Annotated in this window: 20 protein-coding genes and 2 pseudogenes; 10 read left to right on the top strand and 12 right to left on the bottom strand. The window is 57.6% G+C overall.

All coding sequences use genetic code 11. The features are described from left to right. Positions 1-643: 643 nt before the first annotated feature. Together ASQ50_RS07095 and ASQ50_RS21790 are read right to left on the bottom strand one after the other, a co-directional pair. Positions 644-2,236: a hypothetical protein gene (locus tag ASQ50_RS07095; RefSeq protein ID WP_058091896.1), complete on the bottom strand. Its 1,593-nt coding sequence runs from the start codon at positions 2,234-2,236 to the stop codon at positions 644-646. A gap of 349 nt (positions 2,237-2,585) precedes the next feature. After that, positions 2,586-2,732: pseudogene (locus ASQ50_RS21790) on the bottom strand (NnrS family protein); the annotation flags it as partial. 194 nt (positions 2,733-2,926) lie between these two features. On the opposite strand from ASQ50_RS21790, the gene ASQ50_RS07085 reads away from it, so the two are divergent. Continuing rightward, entirely contained in the window at positions 2,927-3,490 is a 564-nt protein-coding gene (locus tag ASQ50_RS07085) for a YIP1 family protein (RefSeq protein ID WP_058091925.1), read from the top strand. Between the two features lie 28 nt (positions 3,491-3,518). Here the strand turns inward: ASQ50_RS07085 and trhA are convergent, their stop codons facing one another. Beyond that, positions 3,519-4,184 (bottom strand): PAQR family membrane homeostasis protein TrhA, encoded by a 666-nt coding sequence (gene trhA / locus ASQ50_RS07080; RefSeq protein WP_058091926.1) that lies wholly within the window; start codon positions 4,182-4,184, stop codon positions 3,519-3,521. 198 nt (positions 4,185-4,382) lie between these two features. Here trhA and wrbA point away from each other — a divergent pair, with 198 nt between their 5' ends. Continuing rightward, entirely contained in the window at positions 4,383-4,982 is a 600-nt protein-coding gene (wrbA, locus tag ASQ50_RS07075) for an NAD(P)H:quinone oxidoreductase (protein ID WP_058091898.1), read from the top strand. A gap of 87 nt (positions 4,983-5,069) precedes the next feature. Here wrbA and ASQ50_RS07070 read toward each other — a convergent pair whose 3' ends face one another. The 5 genes and pseudogenes from ASQ50_RS07070 to cobA form a co-directional block, all read right to left on the bottom strand. Continuing rightward, positions 5,070-6,596: an OmpP1/FadL family transporter gene (locus ASQ50_RS07070; RefSeq protein WP_058091899.1), complete on the bottom strand. Its 1,527-nt coding sequence runs from the start codon at positions 6,594-6,596 to the stop codon at positions 5,070-5,072. A gap of 20 nt (positions 6,597-6,616) precedes the next feature. Continuing rightward, on the bottom strand, positions 6,617-9,115 hold the full coding sequence (locus tag ASQ50_RS07065; protein WP_058091900.1) for a hypothetical protein: 2,499 nt from the start codon (positions 9,113-9,115) through the stop codon (positions 6,617-6,619). Positions 9,116-9,313: 198 nt separating this feature from the next. After that, the gene (locus ASQ50_RS07060) at positions 9,314-10,012 is read right to left on the bottom strand and encodes a Crp/Fnr family transcriptional regulator (protein WP_058091901.1); all 699 of its coding nucleotides are present in this window, start codon (positions 10,010-10,012) and stop codon (positions 9,314-9,316) included. Between the two features lie 316 nt (positions 10,013-10,328). After that, positions 10,329-11,231, bottom strand: a complete 903-nt coding sequence (locus ASQ50_RS07055) for a cytochrome D1 domain-containing protein (RefSeq protein ID WP_082888450.1) — start codon at positions 11,229-11,231, stop codon at positions 10,329-10,331. Then, a pseudogene (gene cobA / locus ASQ50_RS07050) lies at positions 11,138-11,812 on the bottom strand (uroporphyrinogen-III C-methyltransferase); the annotation flags it as partial. The pseudogene cobA and the gene ASQ50_RS07055, both read right to left, overlap by 94 nt. Positions 11,813-11,965: 153 nt before the next feature. Here cobA and ASQ50_RS07045 point away from each other — a divergent pair. Next, a complete protein-coding gene (locus ASQ50_RS07045; RefSeq protein WP_058091903.1) occupies positions 11,966-12,889 on the top strand; it encodes an AEC family transporter in 924 nt (307 codons plus the stop codon). Here the strand turns inward: ASQ50_RS07045 and ASQ50_RS07040 are convergent. From ASQ50_RS07040 to ASQ50_RS07025, 4 genes are all read right to left on the bottom strand, one after another. Beyond that, positions 12,852-13,511 carry a cation diffusion facilitator family transporter gene (locus ASQ50_RS07040; RefSeq protein WP_058091904.1) on the bottom strand — a complete coding sequence of 220 codons (660 nt, stop codon included), beginning with the start codon at positions 13,509-13,511 and terminating at the stop codon, positions 12,852-12,854. The genes ASQ50_RS07045 and ASQ50_RS07040 overlap by 38 nt on opposite strands. Positions 13,512-13,586: 75 nt before the next feature. Next, on the bottom strand, positions 13,587-14,036 hold the full coding sequence (gene cadR, locus ASQ50_RS07035) for a Cd(II)/Pb(II)-responsive transcriptional regulator (RefSeq protein ID WP_058091905.1): 450 nt from the start codon (positions 14,034-14,036) through the stop codon (positions 13,587-13,589). A 12-nt stretch (positions 14,037-14,048) separates the two neighbouring features. After that, on the bottom strand, positions 14,049-15,389 hold the full coding sequence (locus ASQ50_RS07030; protein WP_058091906.1) for a sensor histidine kinase: 1,341 nt from the start codon (positions 15,387-15,389) through the stop codon (positions 14,049-14,051). Beyond that, a complete protein-coding gene (locus ASQ50_RS07025; protein WP_058091907.1) occupies positions 15,373-16,041 on the bottom strand; it encodes a response regulator transcription factor in 669 nt (222 codons plus the stop codon). Before ASQ50_RS07025 ends, ASQ50_RS07030 begins: the two co-directional genes overlap by 17 nt. 203 nt (positions 16,042-16,244) lie before the next feature. Here ASQ50_RS07025 and ASQ50_RS07020 point away from each other — a divergent pair, with 203 nt between their 5' ends. The 7 genes from ASQ50_RS07020 (at position 16,245) to ASQ50_RS06990 (ending at position 23,944) form a co-directional block, all read left to right on the top strand. Then, positions 16,245-16,793, top strand: coding sequence for a cupredoxin domain-containing protein (locus tag ASQ50_RS07020; protein WP_058091908.1), 549 nt, complete (start codon positions 16,245-16,247; stop codon positions 16,791-16,793). Between the two features lie 13 nt (positions 16,794-16,806). After that, positions 16,807-18,570, top strand: a complete 1,764-nt coding sequence (locus ASQ50_RS07015) for a copper resistance system multicopper oxidase (RefSeq protein ID WP_058091909.1) — start codon at positions 16,807-16,809, stop codon at positions 18,568-18,570. Then, a complete protein-coding gene (locus tag ASQ50_RS07010) occupies positions 18,567-19,304 on the top strand; it encodes a copper resistance protein B (protein ID WP_082888449.1) in 738 nt (245 codons plus the stop codon). The genes ASQ50_RS07015 and ASQ50_RS07010 overlap by 4 nt, the downstream gene beginning before the upstream one ends. Before the next feature lie 157 nt (positions 19,305-19,461). Next, positions 19,462-19,815: a hypothetical protein gene (locus tag ASQ50_RS07005; protein WP_058091910.1), complete on the top strand. Its 354-nt coding sequence runs from the start codon at positions 19,462-19,464 to the stop codon at positions 19,813-19,815. A gap of 11 nt (positions 19,816-19,826) precedes the next feature. Beyond that, a complete protein-coding gene (locus ASQ50_RS07000; protein WP_076657179.1) occupies positions 19,827-21,179 on the top strand; it encodes an APC family permease in 1,353 nt (450 codons plus the stop codon). A gap of 30 nt (positions 21,180-21,209) precedes the next feature. Next, positions 21,210-21,437, top strand: a complete 228-nt coding sequence (locus ASQ50_RS06995; RefSeq protein WP_058091911.1) for a hypothetical protein — start codon at positions 21,210-21,212, stop codon at positions 21,435-21,437. Further along, positions 21,437-23,944 (top strand): heavy metal translocating P-type ATPase, encoded by a 2,508-nt coding sequence (locus ASQ50_RS06990; protein WP_058091912.1) that lies wholly within the window; start codon positions 21,437-21,439, stop codon positions 23,942-23,944. Before ASQ50_RS06995 ends, ASQ50_RS06990 begins: the two co-directional genes overlap by 1 nt. The last annotated feature ends 27 nt before the right edge of the window (positions 23,945-23,971 follow it).

The following is a 23,971-nucleotide window of genomic DNA, read 5'->3' as shown; positions in this document are numbered from 1 at the left end:
GTTCCCGCAGTACCCCAGTGCACGTCCCTGCCCCGTCGGGCAGCTTGTGAACACAGCGTCCACCTCTCACTCGTCGTCCGTCATTCTCGTTAATGACTTCCGCCCTTCGCATCCGATCAGAGCTTTTGACCCTGACCGGTCCGCTGAACCTCCGCCAGCGGTCATTCCGGTTTTGTCCTCCACGCTGTTACCAGGCTTCTCAGGCCGGAACTTCCTCACTACTACGGCTTCATCTGCCACCTCGCACCGACTGCGGCCTCGGCTTTCACCTTGCGCCACAGCCTCCGGCGTCGCCGGATTCGGTGTCAGGCTTCCCCGGTTACTGCACCGGCTCCCTGTTAACGATGCCACCCTCAAACACAGCACAGGTCTGACTGAGTATCGGGCGTCGCGCTATTTTGCACGCTAACCCACCTGGACTGCCGAAGCAGGTTCACTTGCGTTGTGTACCGTTAACTTCCTATGGCTTCCTTCAGACCCCACCGTTGGCCAGTGACGCCCTTGCCAGTCGGATTGTCTTCCCCTCAGTCGGGGTGACGCCATCTTCTTTCAGATGGCCGGGTTTGCCGGCTTCGCCGGGCAAACAAAAAAGCCGGCCCTTGTGGGGCCGGCAAGCAGAGGTCTAACGCGTTGGTTGGTGCAATTACGGGTTCTTGATGTAAGCGTTCTTGCGCAGGTAGAACCACCAGTTAACCACCAGGCATACAGCATAGAACACGGCGAAACCGTACATGGCGACCTCGGGTGTGCCGGCCTTGATTTGCTGACCCATCACAATCGGAGCAATGAACGCACCGTAGGCGGCAACCGCTGAGGTCCAGCCCAGAACCGGGCCCTTCTGTTGTTGATTGAAGATAAAGCCAATGCTGCGGAAGGTAGAGCCGTTACCGATGCCGGAGGCGGCAAACAGCAGGATAAACAGCACCAGGAAAATCGGGAAGTAGGCGTTAGGGTCGGTTGAGTTGTATGCCAGCATCATCACGTAACCAGTGGCTACTGAGGCAACCACCATTACGACAGATATGATCTGGGTGACAATGGAACCGCCCATCTTGTCTGAAATCCAGCCACCTACGGGGCGAATCAAGGCACCCACAAACGGCCCCATCCAAGCCCATGTGAGGGCACTCGGAGCGTCAGGATTTGCCACCCGGGTAACGCTGCCATCCGCTGCCACTTCCATCATGTTGCCGAAGATAACGCTGATAGATAGCGGCAGGGCGGCAGAGAAGCCGATAAATGAGCCGAACGTGAGGATATACAGCACGGTCATAGACCAGGTGTGCTTGTTGCTGAAGATGGCAAACTGTTTCTGGATGTTGGGCTTGATATCACCAGGGATCAGTCGCAGCAACACCAAGGTCAGGATAATTGTCAGTGGCAGTGCCACCCACATGTTGAGGATGCCTAATGCCCATACGCCGGCAAGGGAGGTCAAGAGGCCAACGCCATAAAGACCAAGGATCTTGCCGAAAGCGGATATCGGGTTGCCCGGGTTCGGCGTGATCACTTTCAGGTTATTCATGCCGAACCATCCAGCAAAGGCCAGTGGGATCAGGAAAACCAACCAGATGAAGCCAGCGTTCTGGATCCAGGTGTCGGTACCCGCCTCAATTCGACCGATCAGCGTGCCGCTTGGACTTTGCAGTTCCATGGGGGCGCCGGCAAGGGCGCCGAAAATTCCAACGGTCATCACCAGCGGAATCAGAATCTGCATGGTGGTCACGCCGAAGTTGCCAAGCCCGGCATTCATGCCAAGGCCATAACCCTGCTTGCTCTTCGGATAGAACGAGCTGATGTTGCTCATGGAACAGGCAAAGTTACCGCCACCAATGCCAGACAACAGTGCCAGTGCCTGGAACACAATGAAGGGGGTATCGGGGTTCATCAGCGCAATGCCGGTGCCCAATGCCGGGATCATGAGCAGAGCGGTGGTCAGGAATACGGTGTTACGCCCCCCGGCAATCTTGATCATGAAAGAGGCGGGGATACGAAGCGTTGCACCTGAAAGGCCCGCAATGGCGGTCAGGGTAAAAAGTTGCTCAACCGAGAACGGGAATCCCAGGTTGATCATCTGCGTCGTGATCATGCCCCACATCAGCCAGATGGCGAAGCCCATCAAAAGGCTGGGAATGGAGATCCACAGGTTACGGGAGGCGACTTTCTTGCCTTCCCGTTCCCAGAATTCCTCGTTTTCGACATCCCAGTGTTCAATGTCTGCGTTGGTTTTTGCCATGGTGTTTGCTCCTTGGTGACAACATGCCGGAGCCACGGTCGTCGTGGTTTACGGGCGATGCGCCTATTGTGCAAACGAAGGCGTGGAACCATTCTTGATAAATGTCAGGGAAAATCTGCCATGCGAGTGCTTCGAAAATTGCCCCTTTGTTGATGATGTTTGGGTCTTCTATAAATTCATTAAAAACAGAAAGTTGGGGTGGTAGTACTTCATCGGTGGTAGGCCCGGAGGCAATTGGTGCAGTAGAGGTAGCCAATCATTTCCAGGCCTTGTCAGGCGTGGTTTGCCTTGTGTTTACTGCGTTGGAATAGCATCAGTAACTGATAAGCCAAACCGGAAAAAGCCAGGGCCCAGCCACCGCCGGCGCGATGATTCGGCCCCCCATAAATGTCATCAATAGCAGCCAGCTGAACCGGGCTGCCAGCCAGAGGCCAAACAGCGGCGCGAGTATTCTCCAGGGTTGCGGGCCGAGGGTATAACCGGAAAGAAAAGCCAGAAAGCATGCATCGGCTTGTGTCTTTGATAAGCATTCATGCGGTGGGCGTCTGATGGGCATTGGAAAACGGTTGTGCCGGTAGCTTAACCCTGGTTGTCACTTCCGGAAGATGATCCAGGTCATGAGCCTGACTATGCCCGGCGATGATTGGGGTATTAACTGTTATTAAAATCGTTCAGGACATGAGGGGTGCCATGAACATAACCCAGCTTCTGAGTTTGCCATTCTCCGGTAACGGAGTTTGGCAGGATTTGAAACGAATGGACCTGTCGGTGCCTTTTCTGGCGTGGGTAATTGTTGTTCCGATGTCGTTTTTGCCCCCGGTCTTGCTGTACTACGCCGGTACCCATTATGGCGACAGCTTCATCAGCGGATTTGCTGATAAAGAGTGGCGCTTTATCACAACGATTCTGTTTCTGGCGGAGTTACTGACCTTCTTCGTGATGGGTTGGTTAATTCGGTCGGTTCTTGATAGCCACAAGCTTGGTATTGAGTATCAGGATGCGTACCTGCTTGCCGCCATAGCACCGTTGCCTTTATGGCTATCTTCCCTGGCACTTCTGGTACCTGTGTTAGCGGTCAGCGTCGTGGCGGTGATGGCTGGATTGTTCTTGTCCTGTGCCTTGGTCTATCAGGGCGTGCGCTCGTTGTGCCATCGTGGCGACAATGATGTGGTCACCATGTCGGCGACTTACACGATCATGGCGGCATCTGTTTTGGCCTGGGGAATTCTGATGGCGCTCGTCTGGGCATTCTGACAGATGGTGCCACCGCAGCCGGATCAACTCAGACGGTATGAGGCAGAACACCGAAATAGATGGCACTGAAATGACAGGCACTGCCGCCGATGACAAACAGGTGCCAGATGGCGTGCATGTAGGGGATGCGGTCGGCCAGATAGAACGCCACGCCGGCGGTATAGGCAATGCCCCCGGCGATGGTCAGGTAGAGGGCGGTTTCGCTCAGGTTGGCAACCAGATCGGATGAGGCGAAGATGATCAGCCAGCCCATGGCCACGTAGATGCCCACCCTGGCCAACTTGAATCGGTTCTTGAAGATTACTTTCAGCACCACCCCGGTCAGCGCCAGGGACCAGATGACTGCAAATAAGGTCCAGCCGGTGGCGCCGCGCAGATTGACCAGCAAAAAAGGTGTGTAGGTGCCGGCGATCAACAGAAAGATAGCGCAGTGATCCAGGGTTTTGAATGCGGTTTTCAGTTTCGGATGGCGGGTGCCGTGGTAAAGCGCAGAGGCCATATACAGCAGAATCAGGGAGGCCCCGAACACGCTGAAGCTGACAATCTTCCAGACATCCCCCATCTGGCTGGCGCCCACTATCAGGGCGACAGTGCCGATAACGCTGAGAACAGCGCCCAGGCCGTGGGTAGCGCTGTTAATCCACTCCTCAATGCGGTTATGGAGGGATTCTGCCGTGGTCTGGGCTTGGTTCATAGGAGCGTTCATCTCAGGTTGTCTGTACGAGCTGAAAGTATATTCCAGCTCAGCGTACAAGTGTACGCAAACAAATGCCATGAACATCCTGTGACCATGTTCAGAAAAACTGAATAACCTGCCGGAAATCTTCCGTTTTCACCTTTTGCCCCGGCCCGTTACGCTGTGATCATTCATAGCGAACAAGGAGATTATCCGATGGCAAAAGTACTGGTTCTTTATTATTCAATGTATGGTCACATGGAAACCATGGCAAACACCGTGGCTGAGGGTGCAAAAAGCGTTTCAGGTGCTGATGTGGTGGTAAAGCGGGTGCCGGAGACCATGGCAGACCAGGCGTTCCTGAACGCCGGCGGCAAGGCCGATCAGGCAGCCCCGGTGGCCACTCCGACCGAGCTGGCGGACTATGACGCGATCATTTTTGGCACCCCGACCCGGTTCGGCAATATGGCCGGTCAGATGCGCACCTTCCTGGATCAGACCGGTGGCTTGTGGGCCGAAGGCAAGCTGCACGGCAAAGTGGCGAGTGTGTTTACCTCAACCGGCACCGGTGGCGGGCAGGAGCACACGATCAGCTCCTTCTGGACCACGCTGGCGCACCACGGCATGGTGATCGTGCCACTGGGTTACGGCATTCCGGACTTCTTCGACATCTCCGAAGTTAATGGCGGCACGCCCTATGGTGCCTCCACTATTGCTGGCGGAGATGGTTCACGTCAGCCTAGTGAAAAAGAACTCAACATTGCCCGTTATCAGGGCAAGCATGTGGCGGAGCTGGCAGTAAAGCTGCATGGCTGATTAACGGATTTGTGATTCGTTAAACGCGAACAAGGGCAGGGGGTGACCTCTGCCCTTGTTGTTTCCGGCGGTTTTTTTGCGGCGGGATCAGAACCGGTAGTTCAACTGGGCCGCCAGGTTGTGCAGCGTGCCCTCACTGGTGCCGATAGCCCGATGGTTGCTGCCAGCGGGGTTCTCAACAGCGGTCACGTCACCTTCCTTGATCTGAATCCACGAATAGGCCACATCAACCGAGAGGTTGTCCCGCCATTGGTAGCTGGCCCCCAGGCCGACGATATAGCGGTCGTTATCCGGCCCCCGCGGGGTGCGGAAATCTGAGTTGCGCAGCGGGCTCTGGTCAAAGCTGGCGCCGGTCCGGAGGGTTAACCGGTCATCCCATGCATAGCTGGCACCAACGCCGAAACGGTAACTGTCCTCAAATTCCAGTGGCTGAACCAGATCTCGCCGGCGCACATCGTCACCGCTTTCGGTAATGTCTGAGCCACCCCGGGCCGAGGTGTCTGCGTACGATAAACGCAGTTCGTCATACACACTCCAGTTGGTGTAGGTGACGCTGCCCATTACCGCTATGCGGTCTGTCCACTGATGGAAGGCGCTCAGCGTCAGTACATCGGGCAGGGTGATGGTGGATTCCAGGTCGCCACCCAGAGCGCCGCGCTCATCAAAGGCCGAGGCTACCGCATCCCGGGCATCTTCCTCGGTGATGTTGGCGAAGCCCTGAACTGTCTGTACCAGGCGTTCCCGGAACGCAGGATCAGACACTTCCTTGCGCTTGGCTTGCCCTGTGGCGACATGCTCCGTGCGGCTGCGGTAGTTAAGGCCGAAGCGTGTCCGGTCGTTCATCTCCCACAACAGGCCGAAGCTCAGGCCGAAGGCCATGCTGTCGATTTCAATATCGTTCTCGATATCGAACTGGGAGCCAATGCGGGCGACGGCATCTTCCGCCGTGGCGCGGGCAGCGGCCTCGCCTTCCTGTTCCCGAACTCGATCCACCAGGGCTTCCGCAACGAGATAACCGGTATCAATCTGGTTGGTGAGCTTGGCGTCGTACATCTGGATGAAACCACCAAAACCAACCGTCACCGTGTCGGTAGCGCGGAACGCGAACACCGGGTTGATGTTGACCGTAGTCTGGGAGGTTTCCTCGGAATGATAGCGCCCAGCCCAACCGGCGGGAAAATCACTGCCCGAGGCGAAGGGTGCATAGATGCCGACGCCCACAGCGGCATCGTCACTGATCCGGTGCGCCAGGTACAGGTGTGGCGCGATGGAGACTTCCTTACTGGTGGCGTTGCCCGGACCACTCACCGGTGTTGGATCCAGGCCATAGGGCAGCTCGATTTTTTCCCGCTGCACGCGCACGTTGTAGTTCAGGTCGGCGTAGATGGCGCTGACGCCCAGACTGGTCTGGGTGCCGCTCAAGCGCAGCAGGCCTGCGGGGTTGTGGGCAACCACCGAAGCGTCTTCCAGCAGGGCCGCAGTGCCGGCAAAACCATGGCCTGTTTCCTTGGTGCCGTGCTGGGTCAGTTCCAGACCAGCGCCATGTGCAGTCGATGAAGCAGCCATGATGGCTACGGGCAGCATGGCCCGCAGCGGAGTGTTTGCAGAAAACATAATACTGTCCTGTTAACGGGTCAGAGACGAACGTCGATAAATTCTTCGATAACGGTGAGTTCAGACGGGGTGTTGAAGAAGTCCGCCACCTGCATCTGCATTTCAAAGTGGACCTCTTCGCCTTTGGGCAGCGCCACGGTGGCGTCGGGCTCATTGCTGCGCGGGTCGTCTACCAGGGTGTCTGGCAGCAGCGGCGAGGAATGGGCGCCGAAACGGAACGGTACGGCAATTTGCAGGCCCTGCGGCGTAGTGCCGTCGGCTTGGGTTGAAGGGGTAATCTTGCCATTGTTCAGGTTACCCTGGCTGACAAACTCCAGCCCCATGGCGTTGGCCAGCGGCGTGCTGCCCGCCAGCGGTGCGTTCTGGCCAACCGAGGGTGGCAACACAAGGTCAGACGGGCTGGCCTGGCTGCCGTCGTTACCAACCACCTGCGAGAGATATACCGGGCGGGCGAAACTCTCACCATTGCCATCGACCGGGTTGGCGATGGCTTGGGCGTGATTGAGCGGGTCCACCGAATCAATGGCGGCCTGCACTACGGCAAAGAACCGGAAGTAGTCCTCTGTGCCCGGAAACACGCCGGATTCTGCAAGGCCTGCAGCCAGCTGTGGTCCGATGGTGTCAGAGGCCGCCAGGGTTTCCATGATGCCGCCGGTGGGGGTCAACATGGCAACGGAGCGAATGTCCGGGTCCTGGGCCAGAAACGGTGCGGCAACGATGTTGCCCACGGAATGGCCGAGGAAGTGGAGTTCGTTGAAGTTGATGTGTTCGAACAGGTTCAGCCGGAAGTTGCTGGCTACGCAGCGCTTAAGCAGGCCGGAGTCTTTGAACAGGGCATCACTCATGCCGCACTGGCTCATCTGGCCGCTGCGGATGTAGTGAGTCAGCGTCACCAGATCAATCGCACCCTGGCGCAGGGTGTCGCGCTGGGTAAGCGGCTGGGACGGATTCAGGAAGTGAGCGCCGGAACCGTCAATCACGCCATCGGCTGTGTCGACTTCAGCGCCAGTCAGGTCCAGATAATAGGTGCGCTCGATTTTCAGGGGAATGATGTTCCTGGCGGCGTTCAGCGGTGAGTTATAAAGCTGCTCGTTCAGGTTTGCCGCATGCAGTGCCAGGCGGCTGTCATTAGCCGGCAACTGGTTGCGCACCAGGCCATGCAGGGGCATGTCGATGGCGATCACCGCAAAACCCTTTTGGGCAAGCTCAGAGGCAATGGCCAGGGCGTTAGTCCGGTCCTGTTGAATTGCGTGCTGGAAAATGACCAGCGGATAGCCGTTTGCGGGGCGGGCCGGTACACCGGAAGTCTCAGGGTCGGGCACGGCAAGTACCACGGGAACCGTATGCCAGGCTTTAACCTGTGGCAATTGTGTGCTTCCGCCTGCCACAAGGCCGCGGGCCTCATCGCTGTTACAGCTGCCGGCTGCACAGGACCACTTTGCAGACAGCACGGCCTCGTCTGTTGAAGGAGTCTCCCCCCAGATGTCGGGATTCCCGGGTGTTTCGATAAACGACGGGAGCGTGATGGTGCCCGGGTAGATAATGGCCTTGTCGCCAGGCGCTTTGGCCACATCCTGGCCGAGGAGCGAGCCGATGGTCAGAAAGCAGATAGCGGTTTCACACTTCACGTCACCGTTAATGGGGGCTGGAAACTCGTCGTTCCTGATCGCCTTCGCCAGCTCAAGGAAGGTGTCATCCTGCTGCTGCGTAGTCACACCCCAGCCCAGTAACAGGTCATCCCGGCTCAGGCCGAAACGGCTGTCGGCAACCAGCGGGGCAATGGCGGGATTGGTGGTGCATTGCAGCAGGGCCGGGTCGGAACGGTCCGGGCTGTCGCACTGGTCCAACAGGTTGGTGCCCTTGGCGATGGACCATTGCAGCGGGCTGCCGACCATTGCGCCTTCGGGATCAAGCACACCTTTTGTGACGACGGCGGTATAGCTGGTGCCTTTCTCCAGGGCGCGGGTGGGAATGATCAGCAGCTCACGGGCGCCTGCGTTGTACTGCACGCGGTACTCGGTGCCCGGTTGCAGCTCGCGGTCGACGGCGGTGGGTTGAACCCGCTCCGGGTAGGTGTTGGCGGCCGTGGTCATCCGGAACACGCGAACTGTATTGCCTGCCTGCAAGCTGGCCGCATCCACATCACCGGTAAAGGCGACGCGCCAGGGAGCAATGGTGGAGAAGCCATCCAGCTCGTTCAGTCCTTGAACCAGTGCGGCAGAGGAGGCTTCCGGGTCTGCTACCGGCGCGTTGATGGTGCCGTCCTTCGCAGCGGAAGCGTCGGCCTCGAACAGCAGGTTGGTGGGAAACGGCAGAACCTGGTTGGCTGGGTCGAAGGCCACGTTCACTGTGGAAAACGCGCGCCCATCCTGACCGTCGGAACCGTTGCCGGCGCCTGTGGCATCGTTGGAGGTGGCTTCACCTCCTGTGCTCAGGCACCCGGTCAGCATGATGGCAATGGAACTTGCCAGTAATCCTTTCATCGAAGCAACCGGCAGACGGCTTGACTGCAACTTCATTGTGCAACACCCCATGTTACGACTTTTCGTATTTGTTTACGGAACGGAACAGGATGTTACGTATGTGGCGGAGAGGTTTATTGGCCTGATCAGCAAAGGGCCGCGTCAGAATGGCATAATTTGCGCGTTGACGGGTCTCAGGCCCTTGGCATGGCGGTCATTGGGCGATTTTGTGCGTGATGTCTCAAATTGGCCGGTTCAAGACTTCGCTGCGGTTTTGAGTCGGGAGAAAGTGGCGGGTACAACACCAAGCCATGAGGCAAGCTGGTTGTCTGGCACCCGCTTGATCAACTCCGGGTACTCATCCACCAGCAGCGCGTAGCGCTCTTTGGCAGACATAGTGTGTTTGCGATATTCCCGCATGCTGGTGAGCTCTGCCATTTCCTCTGTGAGCACCAGGGCAAATCTGGCCCACAATCCGTCGCCGTGGCTCTGAATAGCTGACCGGAAAGCCGCGAAATCGGCAACCCAAACGGTGGCGGGCAGCACGCTGGTAAGGCACAGAGTATTGCGCACGGTGCGGCTGCGCCCGAACACTGGCCAGATCAGGTCGCCTTCGGTGAAGAAGTGATGAATGGCCACTTTGCCGGTTGGGGATTCCCTGAACAGTCGGAGGATGCCGTACTGGATGAGATATACATTGGCCCAGGGGCGGTCGTGTTTTTCCAGTGGCGTTTCGGCGTCGATGCGTTTCTGGTGGAACAGGCGGGCGAGATCGCTGAGGAACAGGGCTTCGGGGTTGTCCTGTTTTTCGTTCAGGCATATCCCGAAGGCATGGCTCAGGCCGTTCAGCAGGGCCACTTCCGCCGGGGCGGTGTCGTAGCGGATGATGTCGTTGGTCTCATCCCCCAGCAAACAGGGTGCGGAGGCCATGGGTGGCCTGAAACTGCTGTTCATAATCTAACCTTCGCGACATTGGCGTAGGTCAATTATCCTATCATAAAACAAACATCCAAAATGACTTAAATCATTAAGGATATTTGACTGAATCGATAAGCCGTCGTTTGTGGAGCAAGCCACAGGTGGTACGTCTCCGGAGACAGGCCCAAACATCGGAAGATTGAGGGGCGGCCTCCCAAAACACGCTCCTTCGGCACGTCCTTGTGACGCTTGGGCTCCGCCATCCATGGCTCCGCACAGTTTTGTGAGGCCGCCCCTCAATCTTCCTCCGTGCGTGCATTCGAGCTTTGAGACTGTCGCAAAACACTATCCATCAATGGCTGGTGCCTTCTTCGTAATTGATCTTGTTCCAGACATTGTACTTGCCGGACGGCTTCTTCATGGGAATGCGCTTCTCTTCCTCCAGCGTATCGGCGTCGTAAACAATGATGGCGCCGTCGTCGTCCCAGATGCTTAGCAGAAGCTTTTCACCATGGCGATCGAATTCCACGTGGGCGGCGACTTTGCCGGGTTCCGGTTGCAGGGTTTTGACGATTTCCAGGGTTTGTTTGTCGATGATGTGGACTTTGTCGGCGTTGGGGCCGAAAAATACATCCGCCCAGGCGTAGCGGGAGTTTTCGTGGCTGCGCATGAAGAAGCCCGGGCCTTCGGTGTCCAGGGTTTTGATCACCTGCCAGGTGTCCATGTCGATGATGGAGATGGCGCCGGCACGGAAGTGGGGGGGGGCCATTACGCGGCGGCCTTCGTGTTCCCGGGTGATGCCGGAGCCCAGGTGGGGCATGCCCGGTAGTGGCAGTTCGGCGGCGGTGTTACCGGTGTCCAGGTCGATGACTACGCCGTGCTTGCCGTCGCGGGCGGCGCCGATGAGGTGCTGGTAGCCGTGGTCGAAGAAGAAGTCGTCCAGCAGGGTGACGTGGTGGTCGCCGATTTCTACCACCAGGAACAGGTTCATCAGGTCGGCTTCGAATATCGGGTCGTCGGGTAAGGCGCCTTCAGGGTGGATAACCTCCCGGCTGGCGCGGATTTCGGCTTCGCCCCATTTCAGAGGGTGTGTCGGCGCCTGGTACATGAACTCGGTCAGAGCGGTGATCTGCTGGTCGTTCAGGACGGCTTCATAGCCCATCATCTGGGTGGCGGGCCGACCTTTGCGAATGACGTTCTCGGCGTCAGCTTTTCTGAGCCGGGACAAATTATCCGGCAACAGGGCAGGGCCCATGCCGCCGGGCCGGTCAGGGCGCTGTTCCAGCCGGCTTGTGCCGGGCGGGCCAGTTTTTCCGCCAGCTGTACCACTTCCCCTACGATAATCAGCGTGGGTGGTTGGAAGTCTTCCCGGGCAATGGTCTCCACAAGGTTGTCCAGGTTGGTGACGGTCATGTGCTGAAGCGGAGTCGTACCCCGTTCTACCAGGGCCACCGGGCACTGCCCGGACAGGCCGTGGGCGGTCAGTTCCCGGACAATGGTGGGGGCGTTGTGCAATCCCATGTAGAACACCCGGGTTTGGCCCGGCGCAGCCAGTACCTGCCAGTTCAGTTCCAGGCTGTGGTCGGCTTTGCGGTGGCCGGTAACAAAGGTCACGCTCTGGGAATAGTCCCGGTGGGTCAGGGGGATGCCACAGTAGGAGGCGCAACCCGCGGCAGAGGTAATGCCGGGCACAACCTGGAAGTCTATGTCGTTTTCCACCAGGAACTCGGCCTCTTCGCCCCCGCGGCCAAAGATGTAGGGGTCGCCGCCTTTCAGTCGAACTACCCGGCGCTGCTTCATGGCCAACTGCACCAGCAATGGTTGTTGGAATACCTGACTGCCCTGCTAGGATATAAAGATGTATTCGCAATGCTATTGATGATTATCAAAGAAGATCGCCGATTTCTCCATTGCGCCGGGGAGTTACCTCTTCATGGGTAGGTGGTAGACTGCTGCGCTTGAGGTAAAAGATCGTCTTTTGGAGGCGCCATGGCGGCCGCGTTGGCTTTGTTTGTAAAACTCCTTCCCCTGTATGTCACCGTTGCTCTTGGCTGGGTTGCCGGGCGCTACCTGGAGGCCAGTGGAAAACATATCGCCGGGATCATGCTTTACATCGTGACGCCCTCGGTAGTGTTCTCAGGAGTCATGGCTGCACCGCTGACGCCTCAGGTCATTCTGTTGCCCGCCCTGGTATTCGGTTTCTGCACCCTGATTGCCCTGATTCACCTGGCCATTGCCCGCAAACTACTGACCGACGGTAGTGCATCCGTTATCCCGTTATCGGTGGGTACCGGCAACACGGGTTACTTCGGTATTCCTGTGGCTTTGCTGTTGTTTGGAGAGCAGGGGCTGGCCCTCTATATCGTGTGCATGCTGGGCACCACGCTGTTCGAGAATTCGGTGGGCTTCTATCTGGCGGCAAGGGGCAAGTACAGCATTCGCGACGCACTGGTGCGCGTGGCACGACTGCCGTCGGTGTATGCGTTTGCCGCGGCAGTGGCGTTGAATCTGTCTGGAGTGTCGATTCCGGAGGCGTTTGTGCCGTTGTTCGATAATCTGCGCGGCGCCTACAGCATTCTGGGCATGATGATCATCGGGATGGGCATTCTGAGTTTCCGGGGCTTGGCCGGCAATCCGGTGTTCACTGGCCTGGCCTTTTTTGGCAAATTCGTCAGCTGGCCGGCGCTGGCGCTGGCCTTCTGGTGGCTGGATGCCCAGGTGCTGGGCATTTACGACCTGGCGGTGCACCAGGCTATTTTCCTGATTTCCATCACGCCGATTGCCGCCAACACGGTAGTGATTGCGACTTTACTGGATGCAGCCCCAAGACAGGCGGCCGGTACGACCCTGCTCAGTACGCTGTTCGCGCTCGGTTTTATTCCGGTGATGATTGCCTTGGTGTTCGGGGCGTAAGCCGGTTTACTGCCCGGGCATTGGCGATGTCTGACCGGGCATGGCGGACCACGCTGATACCGGCAGTCAGGGCCAGGGTGCCCATAATGCCCGCTACAATCAGGTCCGGCCAGGCGGAGCCGGTGCCAAATACGCCCAGGGCTGCGCCCATCACCGCCAGATTGCCGACGGCATCGTTACGGCTGCAAAGCCAGACTGAGCGCATATCGGAATCGCCCTCCCGGAACTTGAACAGCATCACCGCCACACCCACGTTGGCCGCCAGGGCCAGTAACCCGACAATCCCCATGGTCAGTGGCTCCGGTGTAACGCCGCTCTGGAGCACCCAGATGGCACGGCCCCAGACCACCAGCCCAAAGGTAGCCATGGTTAATCCTTTGACCAAGGCAGCCCGCCCACGCCAGAGCATGCCCATGCTGAGCACACTCAGGGAAAGCAGGTAGTTGGCGCTGTCGCCAAAGAAGTCGATGGCATCCGCCATGAGTGCCACGGAGCCGGACTGAAGGCTTGCCAGGCCTTCCACGAAGAACATGGCGAGATTCACCCACAGGGCAATCCAGAGCGCTTTACGAAAGCCCGGAGCCGGGCCTTTGGGTTCTGGTACGGAACAACTGCATGCCATCAGAGACCTCCTTTGAATCAGGTTGTCTCTATTGAAAACCCTGAAGTTACTACAGGGTCAACTCTTCAGCTGAGATTATTTTCCATGGGTGCCGGGAACGTGGTTAGCATGGTGGTTATCTTCAAGTTGGCCGATTTCTGAGTTAAGACCATCCAGAATCCCGCATTCGCTGACGGTTCTCCCCCGAGAACAGGCCTTTTGCAGTCGTTCCAGTGTCTGCTCCAACCGGGCCAGTTCCGCGAGGCGCTCCCGTACATGGTTCAGGTGTCGGGCAAGCAGAGCATCTACCTCGCTGCAGTCCGCCTCGGGCTGGTTAGTAAGCTGGATCAGTTCCCGGATTTCGTCCTGAGTCATGTCCAGATTGCGGCAGCGTTTGATGAACAACAGTCGATCACGGTGATCAGACCGGTACTGGCGATAGCCGCTGGCGTTGCGCTCAGGCGCTGGCATCAGGCCGATCTTTTCATAGTAGCGGATGGTTTCTACCGGCAGGCCCGTTGTCTTTGACAGTTCACCGATTTTCATACTTTGGCCCCTCTATGACTTTCGCGGCAGCTCTACTTCAACGCTCAAGCCACCTTTTGCGCCATCGCTGAAGTTTACCCGGCCACCATATCGCTGCACGATATCCCGGACAATGGCCAGCCCCAGACCATGGCCGGGTGTTTGCTCATCCAGCCTGAGCCCCCGACTACCAAGGTGCTCCAGGTTTTCCGCAGCGACCCCCGGGCCATCATCCGTCACAACCATCCTCACGGTGTTCGCTGACTCACCGAGTGACAGCTCTATGCTGTGAGTGGCCCATTTGCCGGCATTGTCGAGCAGGTTGCCGAACACTTCATTCAGGTCATGCTCTTCAACCGGCCAACGGTGTTCGTCTGTTAAATCAGTCGTCAGCTCAAACGATTTTTCAGGATACAAGCGGCCCAGCATCCACAACAAATCCCTGGCCTGCTTGACGGGTAATGCACTTTTTCCAACCTGCGGCCCTGCAAACTGACTCCGGCGCATCTCGGTTTCAAGCTGCTTGTCGATGTGGCTGAGCCGGCGCGCCATTTCGTCCCTCAAGGCTGTATCCAGAGGGCGGCTGTCGTCCTCAAGTATTTGGCGGACCGCAGCAATGGGGGTTTTGACACTGTGGGAGAGGTTGGCCAGGGCGTCCCGGGAGCGCTCCAGGCGCTGATCCAGCGAATCTAACAGCTGGTTCAGTTGGTTTACCAGGGGCCGGAATTCTTCTGGCGCCCGAACATCAATGCGTGAAATGGTGCCACCCTGCAATTGTGTCAGCGCAGACTGCAGCGAGGCCACTGGCCTCAGGGCAAGCGCGATACCAACCCAGATGACGGCAACCAGTAACAGAATGAGCAGAATCGATACGATGGCCGTCCATGCGTGTAACTCCGACTGGCTGGATCGGAGCGCGTCCATGTCTTCTGACACGATGATGACATAGGGCACGCCATCAATCGTAATCTGTCGGCGATAAGCCAGGATGTCTGATGGTGCACCGGCCGCTCCGGAGCTCTGAACCCGGATGCTCCCTTGCTGCTCGGTCTCCAGCAGAGGCTCCAGTAAAGGGCGCCAGGATTCCGGAGAAATCGTGGTTATGGTGGGGGAATGAAGCGCGAACGCATGGTGGAAAACTTCTTCGAAATAGTCCCCGGTCTGCAGGGCGTCCAGTTGGCCACCGGACTGTCGCACCTGTAGTTCCAGGAAGGCAACTTCGTCGTGCAATCTGCCCTCCACGAAATCCCGCGACATGCGGTCCAGCAACAGGCCATGGACGACCCACGCCAGTGCCATTAACACAATGCCTGATGGTAACAGGAGCGTTAGCAGGGTGGTTCTGACGGACAGGGGTTTAGTGTTCGGCATCATTGAACAGATATCCCTGGCCCCGCCGGGTCGCAATGGTTTCAGCGCCCACCAGTTTCCTCAATCGGCGGATGTAGGCTTCGATGACGTTGTCACTCGGGTTGTCGTTAAGGCTGTAGAGTTGTTCCATGAGCTGGTCTTTGGAAAAGACATGCCCCGGGCGGTTCATCAGGCATCGGAGCAGGCGGAACTCGGTACCCGTGAGCGAGTGTTCGGTGCCATCCTGCATTTTCAGGCTCTGACGGTTTTCATCCAGCTCAAACCGGCCAGCTTTAACGGTAGAGGAAACACGTCCATCGCCGCGCCGGATAATTGCATTAAGGCGGGCGACCAGCTCTTCCGTCTGGAACGGCTTGGCCAGGTAGTCATCGGCACCTGCTTTCAGGCCGTCAACCTTATCTTGCCAATCGCCTCTGGCGGTCAGAATCAGCACTGGAAAATTGATGCGGTGAGCGCGCCATTGTTTGAGCACCGTCAAACCATTGCCATCTGGCAGGCCGAGATCCAGCACACACACGCGATAGCTCTCCTGTGAGCCGAGAATGCCAGCCTCTTTCGCTGTTTGCGCGGTATCGACACTGAAGCCTGATTTTTCGAGCTGACGTGAAAGGCCGTCAGCCAATAAGCGGTCATCCTCTACCAACAGTAATCTCATCTCACTCGCCTCGTTTGCAGCGGTTCCTGTTGTACCCCGAAGTACTATGCCGCAGTAGCCTGAATTCAGCCTGAACAGCAATTCATCGGCTTTTTCAGAAAGAATTCAGGTTGGTGGGCCATGGTATCGCCTGTTCACTCTGCATCGGAATGTTGCGCACTTTCTGCACGCATTCCACCAGTCACAATACAGGAGACATTCTGATGAGAATAACAAAGTTCATTACTGCGGCGGCCGCCTTGTCACTTTCTGCTACCGCCTTTGGCGCCGGCGCCCATGGGCACAGCCACGGGCATGGACACGGCTCTGGCGCTGCCATTGGTGAACCGGCAAACGCTTCGGAAGCCACTCGCACCGTCACGGTGGCTATGTATGACAACTACTACGAGCCGGAAACCCTCGACATTCAGAAAGGAGAGGTGGTGCGTTTCGTGGTGCAAAATCACGGCCAGTTGGTTCACGAGTTCAATATCGGAACGGCCGATATGCACCAAGCCCATCAGGAAGAAATGGCCATGATGGTGGAGCACGGGGTTATCCAGGGTGGAACCATCAACCACCAGATGATGGAAATGGATATGGGGGGCGGGCACTCCATGAAGCATGACGATCCGAACAGCGTACTGCTGGAGCCGGGCCAGAGCGGTGAACTGATCTGGCGCTTTTCCGGTGACACCACCCTGGAATTCGCCTGCAACGTGCCCGGCCATTACCAGGCAGGCATGTACGGTGACGTAAGGTTCCAACAGTAACAGGAGTAGAGATATGACGAGACGCCTGATAGCGGTCACCCTGGCGCTGTTTTTGCCAGCCATCGGTATGGCAGGGGAGTATGACCTGACGGTTGACCGGGTAAAGATCGATACCGGCGATTTCGTCAAGGAAGGCATTGGCTACAACGGCAGCTCGCCCGGCCCGACCCTTCGATTCAAAGAGGGCGAGGACGTGGTGATCAACGTCACCAACAACCTGAAAGAGACTACCTCGATACACTGGCACGGCCTGATCCTGCCGTTTGAGCAGGACGGTGTGCCCGGTATCAGCTTTCCCGGCATCCAGCCGGGTGAAACCTTTACCTACCGATTCCCAGTGGTGCAGGCAGGTACCTACTGGTACCACAGCCACTCCGGTTTCCAGGAACCGAATGGCGCCTACGGGGCCATCATTATCGAGCCTGAAGGTCGGGAGCCGTTCCGATATGACCGCGAGTACGTGGTGCAGCTGACCGACAAGCACCCGCATTCCGGTGACCGCATCATGCGGAATCTGAAGTCGTCGCCTGACTACTACAATCGCCAGCAGCAAACGGTGATGGATTTCTTTACCGAATCCCGTGAGCAAGGCTTCATGGCTACGCTGCATGATCGCAGGATGTGGGGCCAGATGCGGATGATGAAAGCGGATATTGAAGACGTGCAGGGCTTCACCGGACTGATCAATGGCAAAGGGCCGGAGCAGAACTGGACGGGGCTGTTCAAGCCCGGTGAGCGGGTGCGCCTGAGGTTTATCAACTCCTCCGCTATGACCTACTTCGACATTCGTATTCCTGGCTTGAAGATGACGGTGGTCCAGGCCGATGGCAATAACGTCCAGCCGGTGAATGTGGACGAGTTCCGGATTGGTGTGGCAGAAACCTACGATGTGATTGTGCACATCCGCGATGAACAGGCTTATACCATCTTTGCTGAGTCCATGGGCCGCTCCGGCTATGCCCGTGGCACGCTGGCACCCCGCGAGGGCATGGTGGCTGAAGTGCCGGAGCTGCGCAAAGCGCCGATGCTGACCATGGCGGATATGGCCGGCCACATGGACCATGGCGATATGGACCACGGCTCGATGAATCATGGCGGTATGGACCATGGCAATATGAGCGATGGGGCGATGGATCACAGCAACATGAACCACGGCAGCATGAACCACGGCAGCATGGATCACGGTTCCATGAACCACGACTCCATGAGTCAGGGTGGCATGGATCATTCGGCCCATGGTGCTGGAATGCCGGAAGACCCCTTCTACGCCAGCGGCAGTGGCTTGCTTCCAACGGCCAGTAATGGCGGTAAGTTTCTGTCTTACTCCGATCTCCGGGCTCAAAGCCCGCTCTATGAAGAGCGTGAGCCGACCCGTGAAATCGAAATGCGCCTGACTGGCAACATGGAGCGTTACGAGTGGAGCATCAACGGCGTGAAGTATGAGGATGCTGACCCAGTGGTGCTGCAATACGGAGAGCGGGTCCGGTTCAAGTTTGTGAACGAAACCATGATGACGCACCCGATGCACTTGCACGGCATGTGGTCAATCCTGGATGTCGGGGCCGGTAAGTGGAATCCGATCAAGCACGTGATCAGCGTGGCGCCGGCTACCACGGTGTATATGGAAACCGAGGTGGATGCACCGGGTGAGTGGGCGTTCCATTGCCATCTCTCCTATCACGCAGCGGCCGGTATGTTCCGCAAGATTGTGGTTGAGGGCGGCCCGGATGAAGAAGTCGCCTCTGGCGATGCACAGGCCAAGGGAGGTGACGCATGAGAACGTGTAACCCATGGCTCGCCCGGATTTCTGCTTTGACACTGATGGGTCCTGCCGTCGTGTTGGCAGACGAGGCGATTGATGCGAACAGCGTTAACGCGTTCTGGGGTGTCAGTGCCGAAAAATTCGAGTACCGCTACAGCGACTCCGATGAAAAGCTGGCGGTGATTGAATCCGATGCCTGGTATGGCAGTGACGAACTGAAGTTTCGGTGGCAGTTTACGGGGGAGTGGGAGGAAGCCCACAACGCGTGGGAAACCCTGGAAAACCAGTTTCTGGCCCAGACCCCGATCAGTGAGTTCTGGGATGCCAAGGCAGGTATTCGCATCGATACACCGGAAGGCCCGGACCGGGTTTACGGCGTGATCGGGCTGACCGGTCTGGCGCCTTACTGGTTCGAGATCGACACCAACCTGTATGTCAGTGATGAGGGCGACGCCTCGGTGGATTTTGAGGCTGAGTACGAGCTGCTGATCACTAATTACTGGATTGTCTCTGCCACCTTCGAAACCTTGCTGGCGTTCTCGGAAGACCGGGAGATTGGCGTGGGTAAGGGTATAAACTCCACCGAGATGGGCTTGAGGCTGAGTTACGACCTGATCGACCGCTCTTTCTCACCTTATGTGGGCGTGGTCCATGAGCGCAAATACGGCGACACAGCCGATCTCGCCCGCGCCAGCGGCGGGGGTACCGAGGACTGGTTTGCAGTCGTTGGGGCGAGACTGGCCTTCTGATCACCGTTTTAACGGGCTCCGGGAATTCCTGGAGCCCGTTTTCCATCTACTATTTGATGTATGTCAGTTACATCGAAATCCTTCGTCTCTTTTCAGTTTTAGTTCAGGTTGGGGTGCTGTGATAAAAGGAATTAACCTGGTGTAGAGGTGCAGCCCGATGACAAAAACACACAAAGCAACCAGTCAAGAACAGTTTCTGATGCACAGGAAACTGACAGTACAAGGCCTTGGCGAGCGGCAGTGGGAAGAGCTCATCCAAGAGCTCAACAATAACCCCGGCGTCGATTTTGCCGAGCGCAAATCCGGCAACCAGTTGCATGTCACCTATGATGGCACACATTACTCTACTGACGAGTTGATTGAGTTGATTGGGGCTCATGGCGGCGGCCTGAAGCCCGGGTGGTGGACTCGCCGGAAACTGGCTGGATATCGTTTTACAGATGAAAACGTCCGGGCCAATGCCAAGCATGTACCTGTCTGCTGTTCGAAAATGCCACCGATGAAAAAGTGACCGGAGGCTAAATGAGCAAGGAACAGGACAGAGTCACTCGCTACAAAAAAGGCAGCCTCACGCTGGCGGGTACGGTCATGCTGGGTACCGGTGTCATGATTGGCGCCGGTATTTTTGCATTGACCGGGCAAATGGCACAAATGACGGGTGCTCTGTTCCCGCTCGCGTTCCTTGCAGCGGCGGTGATTGTCAGCTTCAGCGCCTACTCCTATATTAAAATCTCCAATACTTGGCCGTCTGCGGGCGGTATTGGCATGTACTTGCACAAGGCCTACGGCAATCGGCTGCCAACCGCGTTTAATGCCTTGCTGATGTATTTTTCCATGGTGATTGCCCAGAGCTTTCTCGCGCGCACGTTTGGCTCCTACACCATGCAGCTTTTCGGAGGCGATGAAAGCGGGCGAATGGTTCCCATTTTGGGGGTATCACTGATTCTGGTGGCATTTCTTGTCAATCTTCAGGGCAACCGGATGATTCAGGGCGTGGCTTCCTTTATCGGGGTCCTGAAAATCGGCGGCATATTGATTTTTGGGTTGGTTGGTTTGTGGATTGCCGACAGCATTTCGGTCGATTTCTCGAGCCCGGGCGACGCTGGAGCTGCTGGTAATTTTCTGGGAGCTACTGCGCTCGGGATTCTGGCTTTCAAGGGTTTCACCACCATCACCAACAGTGGCTCGGAAGTTAAAGACCCGAAGCGAAACGTGGGGCGCGCCATTGTTATTTCCATTGCGGCCTGCGTGGTGATTTACACGCTGGTCGGATTTGCTGTCGCCAGCAACCTGTCATTGGCTGAAATTATCGAAACGCGAGACTACTCCCTTGCCGCTGCCGCGCGCCCGGCACTGGGGGAATACGCTGTCTGGTTCACCGTTGCCATTGCCATGATGGCTACCGCCGGAGGTATTCTGGCCAGCATTTTCGCGGTATCCCGGATGCTCGCGATGCTGACGGAAATGAAACTGGTTCCTCACCGGCATTTCGGCATGCCGGGTAGCATCCAGAAGCACACACTGGTCTACACTGTAGCTCTGGGGCTGATTCTGACCGCATTCTTTGACCTCTCCCGCATCGCGGCGCTGGGCATTGTGTTCTATCTGATCATGGACATAGCCATCCATTGGGGCGTACTTCGCTATTTGCGCGAAGATGTGCAGGCCAAAGCGTGGGTGCCAGCTATCGCCATTTTGCTGGATTTGCTCGTCCTTGGAGGCTTTGTCTGGGGCAAACTGAATACCGATCCGTTCGTTATCGGCGTGGCAGTTGTCACCATGATTGCAATCGCGGTAGTCGAGCAGATCTTCCTGAAAAAGTCTGAGAATTCCCGGCAATCGGGACATGAGAAGCCTCATGAACATAACCACTAATAACCAGGATACAACGAGGAGGGCAGGACCATGATGGAAGATAATATGTTTGGCCACACCATGTGGGCAGGGCATTGGCTGTGGATGCTGGTGATTGCCATCGTTGTTGTCATTCCGGCCTGGCGCATTTGCCAGCGCACGGGATATCCGGGGTGGATGGGTATCCTGATATTGATACCGATAGTGAACCTGATTCTGTTGTACATCATTGCGTTTGGAGACTGGCCAAGCAACAAAGACGGCGAAGGGAGGTCTTGATGGACAAGGCGAAAAATCAGGCACCGCAGGGACAAAGAGAACTTGAGTTGATTGTGCCGGGAATGGGATCAGACCACTGCGCCGGTATTATCAACAAGACGATCAGTCGCCTGGACGGAGTCAGTAATGTTCAAACCAACATAGCCAGGCACAGGGTGAGTGTACGCTCCTTCACGTCTGGCCCTGACGGAGATGCTGTAAGAAAGGCAGTGGAGGGGGCTGGCTACGATGTGGCTTCCGTCAGAGAGGTTGGCACCAGAACGTTCAAGGTGACTGTTCCGGGGATGGGGTCTGATCACTGCGCAGGCATCATCAAAAGCACACTTGGGCGACACGACGGCGTGCAGACCATTTCAACCAATATCGCCAACCACACCGTAAGCGTGGTGGTCGGCCCGGCGGGTCCTGCAGAGCAGGAGCTGAAGAAGCTGATCGAGGGCGCCGGATACGACGTTGCCGCTGTTGCGCTGGAGGGAGACACCAACCAGGAAGAAGACTCAGCCGTCGAGGAGGCTTACCTCAAGCTTGCCTTGCGAAGGCTCTGGATTGCTGCGGTACCGACCACGCTGATCATGCTGCTGATGATGCCGCATATGTTCTGGCAGCCCATCCCGGGCTATCTGGCGATTGTCGTCGTGCTGGCATTCCCCGTGGTGTTTCTCTTCGGCGGTGCCGCTACCCATAAGGCGTCCTGGCGCTCCCTGAAGAACGGCACCTTCAACATGGATGTGCTGATATCCATGGGCAGCCTGCCACCGTTCATCATTGGCCTGGTGGGCTTTGTCTATCCGATGACCTCCTTCATCGAGATGGCTGCCACCATCATGACCTTCCACCTGGTTGGCCGATATCTCGAGGCCAAAGCCAAGGGCAAAGCCTCCCAGGCGATTCGGCGGTTGCTCACCCTGGGGGCCAAGACGGCTCGCGTCGAGCGGGACGGCGAGGAAATTGAAATTCCCGTGAAAGAACTGGCTCCTGGCGACATCATGGTTGTTCGGCCCGGCGACAAGGTTCCTACCGACGGCGAGGTCGTGGACGGTGAGAGCCACCTGGATGAATCCATCGCCACGGGCGAGTCGATCCCGGTCTATAAAAGTGCGGGCGACACCGTTATCGGCGCGACCATCAACAAGGAGGGGCGCCTGAGGGTGAAGGCAACCCGCGTTGGTGGTGATACCTTCCTGGCACAGGTGGTAAAGCTGATCGACGAGGCCCAGGGCTCCAGGGTTCCGATCCAGGAATTTGCCGACCGCATGACCGGTCGCTTCGTCCCGCTGGTTCTTATTATTGCGCTGGGCAGCCTGCTGGCCTGGCTGTTCGCCGCTGATACCCTGCGCCCAATCCTTGAATGGGGTGCCGGATTCCTGCCCTGGGTAGATCCGGCGGCGGCGACGCCGGTGCTGGCGATCCTGGCGGCGATTGCGGTGTTGGTGATTGCCTGCCCGTGCGCCCTGGGACTGGCAACGCCAACGGCCCTGATGGTGGGGTCAGGTATTGGTGCCGAGCGCGGCATCCTGATTCGCTCGGGAGAGGCTATCCAGACCTTCAAGGACATCAAGGTCATGGTGTTGGATAAAACCGGAACAATTACCCGGGGAGAGCCAAAACTCACGGAAACCGTCGTCGCCTCGGGGATAACGGAAACCGAACTGCTGGAGCTTGCGGCTGCGGTAGAGAATGCCTCTGAACACCCCATCGCCCGAGCGATCGTCGACGGCGCCCGGGAGCGGGGCGTAAAGCCCGGTGATGTATCTGACTTCCGGTCCACCGGTGCCCGGGGCGTGTCCGGAACCGTGGCGGGTCAGACGGTGCTGATCGGTAACCGTCTGCTATTGGAAGAAAGCGGTGTGCAAGGGCTGGACGCCCTGGACCAGGCGCTTCAGGACCTGGAGGGCAAGGGCAGAACCGCCGTCATTGTCGCCCGCGACGGTCAGGCCTGCGGCATTGTCGCGGTTGCCGACACGCTCAAGGACGAATCCGTCGCGGCGATCAAAGCCATGCACGAGCAAGGGCTGCACGTCGTCATGATTACCGGTGACAACGAGCGGGCCGCCAACGCCGTGGCCAAAGAAGTCGGTATTGATGAGGTGCGTGCCGGCGTGTTGCCCGAGGGCAAGGTGGACGCCATTCGGGAACTTCAGGAAAAATACGGCAACCACGTCGCCATGGTGGGTGACGGCATCAACGACGCCCCGGCGCTGAAACAGGCAAACGTGGGCATTGCCATAGGCGCCGGCGCGGACGTAGCTATCGAAGCTGCTGACGTCACTCTGGTTCGTGGAGAACTGTCCGGTGTTGTCGACGCCATGGTGTTGTCCCGTGCCACCTTCAAGAAGATCGTTGAAAACCTGATATGGGCCAGCGGCTACAACATCGCCGCTATTCCTATCGCCGCGTCCGGTCTGTTGCACCCGATGATTGGTGTGGTGGCCATGACGGCCAGTTCGCTGTCGGTGATTGGCAATTCAATGCTGCTGCGGCGGCGTTACGATAAAGAGCGCCGCTAAGCTGTGATCAGGGGTTGCCAGTGAGTT

Source organism: Marinobacter sp. LQ44 (assembly GCF_001447155.2).
In the GTDB taxonomy this organism is placed as follows: domain Bacteria; phylum Pseudomonadota; class Gammaproteobacteria; order Pseudomonadales; family Oleiphilaceae; genus Marinobacter.
This window is presented reverse-complemented; position numbering and strand designations above follow the sequence as displayed.

Excerpts from the sequence above, each read along its gene's own strand:
- ASQ50_RS07095 (WP_058091896.1), bottom strand. The coding sequence starts at position 2,236 with ATGGCAAAAACCAACGCAGACATTGAACACTGGGATGTCGAAAACGAG.
- ASQ50_RS07085 (WP_058091925.1), top strand. The coding sequence starts at position 2,927 with ATGAACATAACCCAGCTTCTGAGTTTGCCATTCTCCGGTAACGGAGTT.
- trhA (WP_058091926.1), bottom strand. The coding sequence starts at position 4,184 with ATGAACCAAGCCCAGACCACGGCAGAATCCCTCCATAACCGCATTGAG.
- wrbA (WP_058091898.1), top strand. The coding sequence starts at position 4,383 with ATGGCAAAAGTACTGGTTCTTTATTATTCAATGTATGGTCACATGGAA.
- ASQ50_RS07070 (WP_058091899.1), bottom strand. The coding sequence starts at position 6,596 with ATGTTTTCTGCAAACACTCCGCTGCGGGCCATGCTGCCCGTAGCCATC.
- ASQ50_RS07065 (WP_058091900.1), bottom strand. The coding sequence starts at position 9,115 with ATGAAGTTGCAGTCAAGCCGTCTGCCGGTTGCTTCGATGAAAGGATTA.
- ASQ50_RS07060 (WP_058091901.1), bottom strand. The coding sequence starts at position 10,012 with ATGAACAGCAGTTTCAGGCCACCCATGGCCTCCGCACCCTGTTTGCTG.
- ASQ50_RS07055 (WP_082888450.1), bottom strand. The coding sequence starts at position 11,231 with ATGGGCCCTGCCCTGTTGCCGGATAATTTGTCCCGGCTCAGAAAAGCT.
- ASQ50_RS07045 (WP_058091903.1), top strand. The coding sequence starts at position 11,966 with ATGGCGGCCGCGTTGGCTTTGTTTGTAAAACTCCTTCCCCTGTATGTC.
- ASQ50_RS07040 (WP_058091904.1), bottom strand. The coding sequence starts at position 13,511 with ATGGCATGCAGTTGTTCCGTACCAGAACCCAAAGGCCCGGCTCCGGGC.
- cadR (WP_058091905.1), bottom strand. The coding sequence starts at position 14,036 with ATGAAAATCGGTGAACTGTCAAAGACAACGGGCCTGCCGGTAGAAACC.
- ASQ50_RS07030 (WP_058091906.1), bottom strand. The coding sequence starts at position 15,389 with ATGATGCCGAACACTAAACCCCTGTCCGTCAGAACCACCCTGCTAACG.
- ASQ50_RS07025 (WP_058091907.1), bottom strand. The coding sequence starts at position 16,041 with ATGAGATTACTGTTGGTAGAGGATGACCGCTTATTGGCTGACGGCCTT.
- ASQ50_RS07020 (WP_058091908.1), top strand. The coding sequence starts at position 16,245 with ATGAGAATAACAAAGTTCATTACTGCGGCGGCCGCCTTGTCACTTTCT.
- ASQ50_RS07015 (WP_058091909.1), top strand. The coding sequence starts at position 16,807 with ATGACGAGACGCCTGATAGCGGTCACCCTGGCGCTGTTTTTGCCAGCC.
- ASQ50_RS07010 (WP_082888449.1), top strand. The coding sequence starts at position 18,567 with ATGAGAACGTGTAACCCATGGCTCGCCCGGATTTCTGCTTTGACACTG.
- ASQ50_RS07005 (WP_058091910.1), top strand. The coding sequence starts at position 19,462 with ATGACAAAAACACACAAAGCAACCAGTCAAGAACAGTTTCTGATGCAC.
- ASQ50_RS07000 (WP_076657179.1), top strand. The coding sequence starts at position 19,827 with ATGAGCAAGGAACAGGACAGAGTCACTCGCTACAAAAAAGGCAGCCTC.
- ASQ50_RS06995 (WP_058091911.1), top strand. The coding sequence starts at position 21,210 with ATGATGGAAGATAATATGTTTGGCCACACCATGTGGGCAGGGCATTGG.
- ASQ50_RS06990 (WP_058091912.1), top strand. The coding sequence starts at position 21,437 with ATGGACAAGGCGAAAAATCAGGCACCGCAGGGACAAAGAGAACTTGAG.